Source organism: Polaromonas sp. CG_9.11 (assembly GCF_015752225.1).
GTDB lineage: Bacteria > Pseudomonadota > Gammaproteobacteria > Burkholderiales > Burkholderiaceae_C > Polaromonas.
Window position 1 is genome coordinate 23,845 of record NZ_JADOVE010000005.1, and the last position, 12,805, is coordinate 36,649.

The 12,805-nt window shown below is 55.0% G+C and carries 9 protein-coding genes; all 9 read right to left on the bottom strand.

Translation table 11 applies throughout. The annotated features are described in order from the left end of the window. Positions 1-7 precede the first annotated feature (7 nt). Positions 8-610 (bottom strand): Fic family protein, encoded by a 603-nt coding sequence (locus tag IWX85_RS05660; RefSeq protein ID WP_196869057.1) that lies wholly within the window; start codon positions 608-610, stop codon positions 8-10. Then, positions 588-809 carry an antitoxin VbhA family protein gene (locus tag IWX85_RS05665; protein WP_196869058.1) on the bottom strand — a complete coding sequence of 74 codons (222 nt, stop codon included), beginning with the start codon at positions 807-809 and terminating at the stop codon, positions 588-590. Before IWX85_RS05665 ends, IWX85_RS05660 begins: the two co-directional genes overlap by 23 nt. Before the next feature lie 3 nt (positions 810-812). Then, on the bottom strand, positions 813-4,412 hold the full coding sequence (gene pglX, locus IWX85_RS05670; RefSeq protein WP_196869059.1) for a BREX-1 system adenine-specific DNA-methyltransferase PglX: 3,600 nt from the start codon (positions 4,410-4,412) through the stop codon (positions 813-815). 92 nt (positions 4,413-4,504) lie between these two features. Then, positions 4,505-5,863: a type II toxin-antitoxin system HipA family toxin gene (locus IWX85_RS05675; RefSeq protein WP_196869060.1), complete on the bottom strand. Its 1,359-nt coding sequence runs from the start codon at positions 5,861-5,863 to the stop codon at positions 4,505-4,507. Position 5,864: 1 nt separating this feature from the next. Then, complete coding sequence (locus IWX85_RS05680; protein ID WP_196869061.1) at positions 5,865-6,080, bottom strand: type II toxin-antitoxin system Y4mF family antitoxin; 216 nt, start codon at positions 6,078-6,080, stop codon at positions 5,865-5,867. Between the two features lie 137 nt (positions 6,081-6,217). After that, positions 6,218-9,880 (bottom strand): BREX system P-loop protein BrxC, encoded by a 3,663-nt coding sequence (gene brxC / locus IWX85_RS05685; protein ID WP_231379566.1) that lies wholly within the window; start codon positions 9,878-9,880, stop codon positions 6,218-6,220. Positions 9,881-9,911: 31 nt separating this feature from the next. Beyond that, the gene (locus IWX85_RS05690; protein WP_196869062.1) at positions 9,912-10,499 is read right to left on the bottom strand and encodes a DUF1788 domain-containing protein; all 588 of its coding nucleotides are present in this window, start codon (positions 10,497-10,499) and stop codon (positions 9,912-9,914) included. After that, the gene (locus IWX85_RS05695) at positions 10,496-11,089 is read right to left on the bottom strand and encodes a DUF1819 family protein (protein ID WP_196869063.1); all 594 of its coding nucleotides are present in this window, start codon (positions 11,087-11,089) and stop codon (positions 10,496-10,498) included. Before IWX85_RS05695 ends, IWX85_RS05690 begins: the two co-directional genes overlap by 4 nt. 151 nt (positions 11,090-11,240) lie before the next feature. Continuing rightward, complete coding sequence (locus tag IWX85_RS05700) at positions 11,241-12,416, bottom strand: hypothetical protein (RefSeq protein WP_196869064.1); 1,176 nt, start codon at positions 12,414-12,416, stop codon at positions 11,241-11,243. Positions 12,417-12,805: the final 389 nt, after the last annotated feature.

The following is a 12,805-nucleotide window of genomic DNA, read 5'->3' on the forward strand; positions in this document are numbered from 1 at the left end:
AGTGCCGTCATGTTGCGGTGCCAATGATGGAAGTGATCTCCCACAACAGCGCCTCTAGCGGCAAGGCATTGCCGTTGAAGCTGGCCATCATCACCTCGTACATCCTGGCTTGATCAACGGTCTCAAAGTCGATGAAATAGCCAGCCTGCTCTGCCAACAGCACACAAAAAACCCTTTGTGTGCGGCCATTGCCTTCGCGGAAAGGGTGCGCCGCGTTGATTTCACCCATGTAATGCGCCAAACGGGCCACAAAGCGCTCTGGGGTTAATCCACGCAATCCGTTTTCATTAGCTATTTTGCCAAGCTCGCCCGCCAAATAGCCCTCGATCATGGGGGCATGGGCAAATCGACTGCTGTCGCGGCTGATGTCTACCGTGCGGACCTCACCGGCCCACTCATACACGTCCTGAAATAGGTGGCGATGAAGGCCGCAGAGATGCAAAAAGTCAAAGCAGCCTGCAATCGGCTGCTCCAATAACTCCAGCATCCTCACCGCTGTGGCATCGGCCTCAAACGCATCCAATGCATCGTGATCGCGTATATCGGCCTTATTGCGCAGTACCGTGGTGCCGGGGTAAACGTACTCGTCAGCCGCGTCGTAACGAGACATGGCGTTTCATCACTTGTTGATGCAAATTGGCCGTGGTTTCCTGGCCTGCCATACACGCGTTCAGGCCACGCACCACCTCAGCGCTGGGCTGGAGCTTTTCGATTCGCATAGACGCCAGCACATTGCCAACCACCTTGCGGCGAACCTCTTGCTTGCTAATGGTTTTCATCGATAAATCCTTGTCGTAGTCAGTGTGCACCTATTACTCATCCCCCGCCCCACCCGTCACCGCCTTCACACTATCCAGCAAATCCCCAAACTTCCCATAGTTCACCTTCACCCCATCATCCAGATCCAGGGTGATGCGCATGTCGGCGTAGTGGCGCAGTTGTTCGTCGTAGGTCAGTAACTCGACGTGCTTTTTCTTGAGCTTTTCGATCTCTTTGTTCAGCTTGTTGCGCCCGGCCGTGGTGCTGGCGGCCTCTTGGTCTTTTTGCAGCATGGCTATACGGGCTTGCAGCTTGCCGGTGAGGGGCACGACGTATTCGGCGCGCAGGCGGGCGAGGGTGCCCTCGGTGTAGCGGTGCAGATAGACCAGGGCCTGGAAGGCACCTTGTTTGCCGCTGGAAAAGAGCCAGTAGATCGGGCGCTTTTTATAGGTTTGCAGGTGGTCTTTGAAGAACTTGTCGGCCAGGTAGCGGCGGATGGTCTCGTCTGGGGTTTCACTCGCCCCACTGGTCGATTTCTTGCCCAGGCTTTCGGCCAGCCAGGCCATGTTTTCTTCCAGGGTGTCAGCGCCCCAGACGGCCAGCAGGAATTCGCGCACGCGGCTGGCGGCATCGTCGGTGAACCAGAGTTCGTCGGTGAGCGGCACGATGCCATCGGCATCTGCGGGGAAGGTGGCGTAGCGGCTGGTATCAAAGCCGACGTTGCCGGCGTGGGCATAAATCAGACCGGGCTCGTCCAGGCTGTAGCGGCCCATCATGCAGCCGATGGCGTAGGAGATGAGGCGCTGGCAGTCTTTTTCGCGGTCGGCGCGAGCCAGGGTGATTTGGGATTCGGGGACTTCGGGGGTAAGTTCGCTATGAAGGTTGTAGGCATTTATGAATAGGCTATTGTTCTCCTCTTCAAGCTTTTTTGTCCCAAGTACCCTGTGTTGACTGATGGCACTCCACGAGTCCCATGCTTCACTTAATTTACTGGATTCTGCAAAACTCGCTAAAGCATTCGCTTTAAAGTTCCACGATGTCTCAAAGGAATCCCAGTCATCTTTAGATAATGAAACAAGTTTGTCAGCAAGCGACAAATCCATATTTTTCAATTTCTCAGGGAAGGGCATCGTCGCGAAATATCCAACATGGAAATGAAGGGTTGGATTTAAAACTTTAGCAATAAAGTTATAGAAGCAGTTATTCCCAGCAAGGAGGAAAATCCTCAAATCTGCTTTTGACTCAAAGATTACTGGAGCAACTACATTTGGAATGAAACCCGGCCCATCGAACCTAAAGGAGTTTGATGATGAAGTTACATCAGACCAGCTTACGCAATTTTTGAAATAGTAGTCAGTTCCCTGTGGGCGCGATTTGACCTTTCCTGAACTATCTTTAAAGTTTCGTATGTCGTGGCCGTCTTCCTTCCAATCGACCAACCATTCGTGGTTCCCATACCACTTTCTAAAGTCTCCACCTTTCAAATGAGGAAACCAACGACGTTGTGATTGCAATGCGCTATTTCTGCTTTCAATGTTGAAAGCGATGCCGTTGAATGAGACCTCTGACCACATTCGAAGAAATCTGTCGTTGTCGGCTGTTGCCAATCCTTGCCTTGGCTCGCACATTTCTCCCATACTAGGATTTGAAACAAACAGTTCACGGATTTTGTCGCCAATCCAATACGCCACTGGACTTCCTGGGATCTTGTTGAAATCGTCTGGGCGACTTACAAAGAACCATCCACAATTCGGATTAGAAATCGCTTCTAGCGTTTTTGGACCCTGATTGTCATATCCACCGAATTCAGTGAGCCGTATGTAGGATCCAGCATAACTAGCTACGTGTGATCGCATTAATGTGAAAGTACATAGTGGCACCCGCACTTCCCCTGATGCGTTGTACTCTAGGTGTACGAGAGACGCGAGATTAGTATCCTCAATGATTTTTCGACGAAGCGGCTCATGCGAGGAGATGAACATCCAGACCATCGGAGACATAAAGCCTAAGAATCCCGCGTCTTTCGCGAAGGTGATGTTTCGGACCATGAAGGCAGAGAAAACGTCACCATCAAAATCAGAGTAGTGGCGAACTAAAAAAGCTTTCAAACTGGGCTCAACAAACTTCCTACCCATATACGGCGGATTCGCCACCACCGCATCAAACTGCATCCCCAGCACCAACGCCTGCTGCACCAAAGGCAACACATCTTGCGCGGCAGCTTGGGCGTAGAGATCGCCAGTTTGCAGATATTGCTGCACTATTGATAGCAACTCACGCAGGTTCGACGAGGGCTGCTGGCCGATTTGTATCAAAGACCCAAAGGTTTTGGCATGCTCGAAGGTATCGATCAACCATCGAAGCTGGGCCACGTCGACACGCTCTGTGCCACCGGCATTGATGGCCTGGACGAGCGCAGCGGCATCCAGCCCTTTGCTCTCTTGCAGCGACAGCACATTGAGCTTGGGCGGCTCATTGAACAGGCGGCGGTCATCCGCGCGGGCTTTCATCAGCAGAGCAAAGCCTGCCATCTGCGCGGCGCGGTCGTCAATGTCCAGGCCGTAGAGGTTTTTCTCCAGAATCAGGCGCGGTATGGCGCGGGGCTGGTAGCCGCGCTCCAGGTAGATGGCCTTGAGCACGTCGTAGGCCACCACCAGAATGTGGCCGCTGCCGCAGGCCGGGTCTAGCACGGTGATGGTTTCGGGATTCAAGCTGCCGCCATCTTCATCCATGCGGGTCTGGATGAGGGCATCCAGCTGCGCTTGCACCTCGGGCGTTTGGCTTGCGGGCTGGATGTAATACGGCCATTGGCTGGCAAGCAGGCTGGCCGGGTTGGCCATGAGCCACAGGCGGCCCACGCTGTTTTGCACCAGGTACTGCACGATCCAGTTGGGGGTGAAGAGCTGGGTGGCGGCGGGTATGTCCTCAGATTTGACCACTTTGCCGATGACCTGGTCTTTCTTCTCGCTGATGTAGAACTGGTAGAGCCAGCCGATGATTTCGACCTCGGCCCAGTCTTCTTCAGGGATGGCCTGCACCAGCTTGGCGATGACGGAGTCGGTGCGCAGCAGGTTGTCGGGCAGCAGCAGCTCGGTGTCGTCGTCGATGCGCTCAAACAAGAAGGGCATGGCCACGCTCAGGGCGTTGCACTGGGCCACCAGCAGCATGCGGTAGAGCTCGCCGTCGCGGTTGCCGGCCAGCTTCATCTCGGTCACCAGCGCGGGTTTGAGGCCGGGCAGGCCGGACTCGGCCCCTAAACTTGTGCTTTGGGCCAGCTCGGCGGCGTGGGTCAGGATGTCGGGCAGGTTGCCCATGCTACTTGAGAGCGCCCGGTGGCCGTGGCCCAGGTAGTCGTGCAGCTCCATGTAGCGCAGCGCTGCAAAGCGGTTGAACCAGGTGTAGGCCACGGCCTCGCAGGTGTGGGCAAAGCCTTCGCGCCGCATGCGGGTGATGAGCTGGTCGCGCTGGGTGGCCACTTTGGCGGGCCAGGCTTGGCCGGCGATAAGGGTGACGTCGCCTTGGGTTTGGGCGGGGGCGACCTGTAGCTGGCCTGCTTTGTCGGACAAGCCCAGCAGGTTGGCGCGGGCGGTGACGGCGGCGATGAAGTCTTGGCGGGCCTGGGGGGCGTAGGACTTTAGTTTGGCTTTGTTCATGGGTTCTCTGGCAGCGATTCTTGGTTTTATGGGCTAAATTGGGCTTTAGCGCTTTAGTAGATTGCGTCGGTAGCTACTACTTTTATAGCAATTCACGACGTGCCCCCTGGGGCATCATGTTCGGGCTCGTCAGCACCAGTGGCCGTGAGGCGGCGAATGGTCAGGGCGCAGCGCTGGTCGATCAGCGTGACGATCTGGCCTACGATGGGGTGGCCGTTGCCTTGTTCTTCAAGGACTTTTTCAGTGGCGAGAGCCAAGTCGGGCAGCCGTTTGGCGATGTCGAGAATGCGCTTTTTAACCAGCGCCGGGGACAGCTGTGCATCGGTTGCAAACTGCGTCCAGTGCCGTGCCTGCACTTCGGAAAACTTGTACTTGCTGCCAATCTTCATGGCCATTTTGTCGGTGAGCCCTGGATAAACAGCGGTGCACAGCACGTCATACAAGGGGGCCAGAGAACCGGTTAATAAAGCGCCCTGTGGCGTGTACAGCAGCGAGAAGTTTTTGGAGTGCGCATCGTGGTTGCCCACCAGGGCGTTGAAGATCACGAAGTCCAGCAGCCGCAGTGTGCTGGGTGCACTGGGGCGGGTAGCACGGCGCAACAGTTCAAAGGCTTGCGCTAGATCGGGACCCCCTTCGTTTTGGTATTTGGTCTCTGGAGGGAATCCCAACGCTTGGCAGAAATCTTCCTGGTGCAGGCGCACTGAAAGGGTTGTTGAATGGATTGCGGAATCGGCCTGCGCATGCTGACGGTCATAGCGCTCCACCAGCAAGAATTGCCGCTGCTGCGGATCCTCTTCAATATGATGGATGACGGCATTGGCGACATCCAGCTTGAGCGCGCGGGCCAGCGCCATGCAAAAGCCTTCGTTGAAAACGCTGCCCTCAATGCCAGGAATGGCGGGCTTGAGAATGTGGGTGCTGGGCGAGCCGAATCGGGGCAAGCCAATCTGCACCACGCCAGACTCAAGACGCACCACGACGGGCAGTTTGTCTTGCGCGCCTGCCAGCGACAGGCGCATGTCCTGCTCGCCTGCGAGCATGGGGCGGCGCGGCATGTCGTCAAGCACCGAAATCAGGTCAGCGTTTACCAGCCATCGCACGGCGTCTTCGGTAACGCCGACCTGAGGTGTTTGGCCCGGTTCGAGCAGGGTGACGGCGCCAGCGCACTCACCTCCGATACCGTCAAGCAAGGCGAAGTCGTTTTGCCTTGAAACGTGCAATGCCTGAGCTACCAATTTGCGCATGTCGCCTTCGGGCAAAAGACCGGCGAAAAATGGTCGGGTAGCACGGTCATCAAACGGATCCGGCTGGAGCGGTAGCGACTGTGACATGGGCACAGCATCGGTCTGGGCCAACCATTCAGGTGCGTAGCTAAAACCCAAGCGCCCGTCAATTTGCGCCAATGTACCGACGAGGCGGCCGAACAGCCAGACCGTGAGCTGCTTGGGCATGTCAGAGCCCTTCGACCAAGACCTGGCCGCCCAGGGCGTGCAGCACGCTCAGCACCTTTTCTAACCGCACGGTGGGCTTGCCTGCCTCCAGCTCCACCACAAACCGCACCCCCACGCCAGCAGCCAATGCAAGCTGCGGTTGGGTCAGGCCCAGCCGTTTGCGGGCAGCCTGAGCGGCGTTGCCAAGCGCTGCTGGAGTGTTGACGAGTGTGGGCATGGTTATTTCCTGTTCGGGAAATTATCAATCACTAAATCGTCGATTACAAAAGAAATTTCCTGATCGGGAAGTTTCTAGCAAATTCAGACTTCTCACCAACAGACATTCCCGAACGGGAAACTTAAAATTGTTCACGACTACTGAATGCGCGCGATATGGCCAGCACGGATAGCTTCAAGCAACTCAGCTCTCAGCTTGGTAAGGTAGTCCTCCACATCGGCACCAGTCTCAAGGTACGTTTTAATGGACAAATCGGCTGCGCGGATGACCTTGGTGGTTTTGGCCACGGGTGCAGGCACGTTGGGCTGGCCGGTGGTGATTGGTTTGGTGACATCGCCCGGTGTGGCCACATGGGATACAGGTTTAGCCGCAGCGGCTGCCGCAGTTTCGATGATGGCAACGGCATCGTCCATGGCATCACCGCCCTGCCCTTGCAGGTACAGGATCTGGGCAATGCTTGTTTGGCTCGCAATGCGGGTCTTGAGCTCTTGCAGCAGGCGAAGGGCCTTGTTGCTGGTGTCAGGCGTCGCAGCCGTATTGGCGAGCTTGGCTTGCACTTCAGCGATTTTGCCGTCGATGGAGAGCAGCGCTCTTTCACGCTTTTCGTTGGCCAGCTGCTCATTGACTGCCGTAACCGCCGACACCAAGGGCTCAATGCGATTGACTTGCCCATAAGGGGTGGGGTTGTCACGGATCTGGGTGAGCTCTGCCAATGCTGTGGCCGCCTGGGGCACTTTGTTAAGCGCCTCTCGGTTGTCAGCAAACTGGTCCAACGCAGACAGAAGCTTTCGCCAAGCCGTGATTTGGGTTTTATAAAAGTTGACCAGGTCGTGCACACCATCAGCAGCGTCCAGCCAGTCTTCTTTTGCACTCAGCAATGCTTCGATGAAGGCAAAGCTGTCGCGAATGGCAAGCTGCTGGCCCAGGTTGGTCAAGATCTTGTCAATGGCTGCCTTGCCGGGGTAATGAGGCGAGGCGGCGGTAAGGGCATAGCTTTTGAGGTCTGATTGCCAGTCAGCCAGCTGCGCCCGGAAATCGGCGACCAAGCTGTCTTCTTCTTCACGGCCCAGCTTCTGGAACAAGTCTTTGTACAGATCGCGGGCACGCTTGAGCGCATGGGCATCGGCTACTTTGCGCTTGAGGATGGAGACCTGCTTAAACCGGTTTGACTTGGTCAACGGCTCAACGGCAGAGGCTGGGTCCAGGTCAGAGCCATCGACCATCAGTTTGATTTCACCCGCCATAAGCAGGCGTGTGACCAGCAACACCGTTTCCCACTCGGGCTTCCATCCCCAAGGGATGCCAGCAAAGCGGTCCACCACGTCGGACAGCAGAACTCGAGATTGGCTTGCTGCCAGTTGCAGGTAATCGCGCAGTTCCTGGATCGCAAGCCCGTTGCCTTCATCGCCATTCAGCGGGAGGCCTGGTTTGGAAACGTCGCCCACCAAGAGCAAGGCTTTTATTTCAGCAATCGGGTCGACCTGGCGAACCTTGAGGTAGGGCAGCTTGCTGTAGGTGTTGGTAACCAGATAGTTAAGCAGGTCGTCCAGCACCTTGTCGGGGCCATTGGCCTTTATTTCTACGGTCTGACCCAGGGCGAAGAATTGGCCTTCGGCGATCTTGGTAGAAAGCTGATGCACCAGGCGCTGGCGACGTTCGCGGTTTTCGTCTTTGCGATTTTGCAGAATGCTTTTGAGCGACGCTGTGGCTTGATCGGCCTTGGGGCTGACGATGTATTTTTCAATCTGTTGGTAAAGGGTGAGCTCGATATCCAAACGTTCCGCCTCATCCAGTCGCACGATGGCGCGGCCATTGCCTTCGCTGCTGCGCAGGATGCACCTGGCCGCAGAGAGCTTTTCATAGTCGTCACCCAGTGGCGTCAAAACTTCAAAACTCAGCACTTGATTGGCTTGCCGCCACGGGGCGCCGTCGAGAAGGCGATTGAATTCGTAATCAGCCTTGGTGTCACGGTGCCGAACCTTGGTCTGGTTGCTGAAGATCTCGTCATAAATCAGTTCGGCCAGCAGACGGGACTTTTCTGCGGCAGACACATCAACATGGCCGATCTCGCGGGCCACGTCGCGCTCTTCGTTGGTCAGGAAAAACCACAGGTCGCCATTGCGGCTGACCAGGCGCTGTTGCTCCAGGCGGGCCAGGCTCTCCTGAATCTTGCGTTTGAGGACCAGCTTGTCCGCATCGATTTCGTCAATGCACAGAGTGGCCAGGTTGTCGATGGTAGGTTTGACGATGTCGGGGATGTACCGGATGAGGAACATCGCCTTCAAAAGCTGGGCATCAAAGTGTTGCAGGGCTGGGTTGAGTGGCGCTTCATCAATAGAGCGCTTGGCCATGCCGTCAATAAAGCTCTCAATGGACGGATAGAAGTCGTACAGCGGGATGAGGATGTCAGTGCGCTTGCCCAGATTTTGCACGGCCGCATGTTGAAAAGCATCCAGCAAAGAACGCTCCCCGCGTGACAGGTGCTTGCCCGTGGCACCGACCTTGCGGATCGACTCGAAGATTTTTTGCAGCAGGGTGAACTGGTACGGGGCGAACGGGTAGAAGTCCACGAACTCAACCGCATCTTTGAAACCCCTGAGGCTGACCGCAGTGCCGACAAAGGAGATCTGGTTATTGATAACGTCGCCTTTGCTGGCAAAGGCATCGCGCAGCTTCACATGCGCGGCTTCAGTTTTGGTCAATAAGCGAGTACCGATGACTTCATCGGTGTTGCTGCTGGCCAGCGACAAGCGGGTGTGAAAGCGCCCCTGAATCTTGGAGAAATCCTGCGAGCGGGCTTTGTTGGCCTCGCCAATAGCGGCGTCAATGTCTTCCTGGCTGGTGACGATGACCCACGCCCTGCCCTTGCATTGGGTGCCCAACTGCTCGGTGATGGTCTGCAAGCTGAGCATCAAAGGTGAACTGGCGCCAATGAACTGGCCCACTTCGTCGACCAGAAAGATGACTTTGTGGTCGGCCGGTTTGGTCAGCAGGTAGTCGTTGACGATCTTGGCAAAGCCTTCGATGTTGATGCTGTAACTTTCCCTGGCACTGTCGAACCAGCGACCAGCGGAATCGGGCGTCATTTTGAGCGCTTTGGCCAGGCCTGCCACGATGTCGTCGCGCAAAAAATCCACAGCGTCGCGCTCTTTTTCCCAGGTATTGCCATTGAATTCGGCAAAGGTCTGCTTGAAGACGTCGAAGCTGCCCTTGGAAACCAGGTGGCGCTCCATGTCGGCAATGTGGGGGGCATCACCGGAGTAGCCCAGCTTTTCATTGAAGACGCGCAAGAACACTTGCAGGATCGCGTCCCGCTCGGCTTTGTTGTCAGCTTTGGCATCAATGTTGAACAGGATGACGTCGGTAGTGCCTTGGGTCGCACGCTGAATGTCGGCCAGCAGCATGGCGTCTTTGATCTTTTGGAGATCAAAAAACTGGTTGGCTCGCCGTTTCTCGCCAGTTTGGGGGTTGTTTGCTTCCAGGTTTTCCAACAGGTAAGAAAGGATTTTGATGAAGTGCGACTTGCCCGAACCGAAGAAGCCAGACACCCACACGCCCATCCGCTCCGTGATCGCAGCATCATTGGGACGGTCCATCGCCGCCAGGTAAGCATCAAAAAAGCGGCGCAGGTAATCGCTGATTTGCTTGGTGACAACGTACTCCTCCAGCTCCTGCCATACGCTGGCGGCATCCATCTGGTCGGCTTTGATGACGCCGTTGATCGGGCGGTCGATGGGCTTAAGAAATAGCTCGCGAATTTTCATTTGTATGCGCTTCTTCGGGTTGTCGATGTCTGGCAAAAGTTATGCGTGATCAGTGACGGGAGATCAATCAGGTGGACTCAGGTACCAATCGAAAAGCGCGGTAGTAATGGTCTTCTGCAAGGGTGTTAAAAAGTCGCAGGGAATGGCCGTCGTACTTGCCCGGAAAAAACATCAGCAATGGCGTGTCGCCCATGACAGGGTGCAGGGCAGAAAGCAGGGTGTGTGTTCGCAGCATGGGGTAGACCGCGCCCACGCCGGTCAGGATCATCAAATCAAGACTGGCAATGTCGTGCTGGGAAGCAATTTTTTGGGCCAGTTTGTCTTCTTTCAGCACCGAGCGCAGGGCTGCCAGGGTGCGGTCGTTGCCTTTGCTGGCCTGCATTTCCATGGCTTTGTCGAGCAGATTGCGCTCTTCCAGCAGCTCAGTGACCAGGCTCAGCAGGTCTACGGTAGCCGCCTTGATGTGCGGCACTTGTTTAGTCAACGCGGGAAACACCGTACCCGACAAGAAGCCGCGTACATCCATTTCGCGTTCGGGCGGATAGTCGAACACCCAGAACCCGATTTCATTACCCAAACCCTTGCTGTCCAAAAATTCTCTTGACGTGATGCGCGGCAGGATCTGATTCAGACGTTCGTCAAGACTCAAAATCATTGCGCGCGCTCCAGGCAATCAAGTACATAGGTTTCGTTTCGATCCGAGAGGTAGCGTCGCACTGCGGGGTGCAAAGAGCGCGGAGACAGTTTCATCGAGCGAGCGTTTTCCAAATATTTAGATTCCACCAAAATGCGGATGATGACCTGAAAAAGTTTGGCCTTGGTCGAATCAGACCAACCGGTAACGGCGGGATCTTGGTGAGCACACTCTGCCAGGAAGTCGTGCCAGTCCGAAGCGGCTATGAATAGTTCTAAACGCCGCTGGTGGGTGGCGTAGACATTTCGGACGAAATCGCCCAAAAGTTGGCTGTGTTTGACGGCGCCGGCCAGCAAAAGCTGGGTCACAACCTCGCTTTCGCGTTCGGTGATCATCGTCCAGGCTTGGGCATCCATAGCGGATAGGCGCTTGCGCAAAAGCGTAGCTTGTCGACGGGCGGTGGCTGGCGTCTTCTTTTGCAGGATGTTTTCCACCTCAATCGCATATGCCCATGCAACTTCGTCGGGACGAGAGAGCAGCAACGCCGCTACTCGCTTGCTTTCAAGTGGCATCAGGGAACCGGCGGAGATTTCAGCGTTGTAAGGCGGCATAACCTAGCATTCTTATTGCAGATGACTGGCAAACGCAATATCGCTACTGAGCCTCCTGAGATTTGACATTAAAGCTGCAAATCATAGGGCTGAACTGTTGAGTTGCGCGCAACAATGATGGATATGTGCAGCCGACCCCTCATGGGTGACGCTAAGCACGCATCCCAAGTGAGGGCGAGGGTCTGGCAGCGACCTTCTCTTTCTTAGCCTCAAACTGAATACTTTGATTCAAGCCAGTGACGTCTAGGTGGTATTCATCTTCCAATAAATGCATTAGCCACTGGCGGTACTCATGCTCAGTGTCCATAAGCGCCGCCCAGGCTTCTTTGACGCCTAGGTTCTTAGCGTTTTTTACACGATGACTGAGCCGATACACCCCCGCCACTCCGACCGGGGTTCCAACTTGTGAGATGACAACGAATTTGTTCTCGACCACACCTTCATGGTCAAACACCTCAATATCAGCGCAAGTGGCTGCCTTGAGTGTGAGGTGGGAAACTCCAACCTCGTCGTCTGACAATTTCCCGCCGTACTTGCGAACATGCAGTTGATACAGCGGCAGAGATCCAACGTCAATATACGGTTCATCCGTTGTGTAGTTTGGATAACGAACAAGTGGCTTATCCCAGACCATGATCACTTCGTAAAGAAACCCTTTTCTCAGCAAAGTGTCTACAGCCCTTTCGAGTTTTAGATGGTCGTAATTCAGCACCAAATCGCACCCTTCCAATGAAAGTCTTGGGTAAGCGGCCACTTGAAAGGTGTGCGTTTTGCTTTCACGCTCCTGATCTTCGTCCCATTCATAACGAACGAAGATCCCTTCTTGACTCAAGGGGGGCAAGGGATGTTGAACGGTTGTTGCGCCAACGGGCAAGTGAGCGTACAGCCAAAGCAACATCCGGATGCATTCGGGACGCTCATTGCACAGTTTTAGGATGTTTGACTCATTGGTTTTACGGTTGACAAATTCGACTATCGATCGATCAAACCAGGCTCGAACTTCAATGGCCTCGTCAAAGTCATGGAGCTTGAACCGCACAGCTGCACGCTGCGCCTTTGCATCGCCCAGACCCAAGCGCAGATCGGCGATGACTCCTGCGTTAATCAATTGGGTCACATATCTTTCAGCGGATGTTTTGCCACATTTAAGATAGTTCTCAAGCGCCTGTATGCCTGCTGAAGAAGAAACGCCGTCCTCAGCGGTACACATGGCGATGACCAGATACGCGCCGATCGCCTTGGTATCAAGTTCCGGGTTTGAAAGCAAGTCGATTGCCCGTTTCGGGATGCAAAAGGAACCGCTGCCGTTTTTTGTCATATTGGTCATTGCTCATCTACTTTTAGTTGTCGATGTGCCAATGATGCAGCGAAACAGCTCTTAGCAAAGGCGAAAAGCGTCGCAGATAGGCAGTCTAGTTTTGACGTCGTCGGGCGTGGCTGGAAGTTGATCTCTTTTTGCGATGATCTGTTTTATGAGCAGCAATCAACGGCTTGAACATGGTCTGTTCAAGGAAGTCCACGCTTTCTGAGTATTCTGCGTGCGCTTGGTTGCTGTGAGGTACTGGTATTGGTGTTTGGTGGGATTGCATTGCTCCATGTCTTTGTAAGTCATTCCCGCCTTCTCGGCGCTATCTCTTTTAATTCTGCACCGATTCGCAACCGTCAGCGCATCGCGCGGTGACTTACATATCCGTCATTGACAAGATTGAAAAGTAT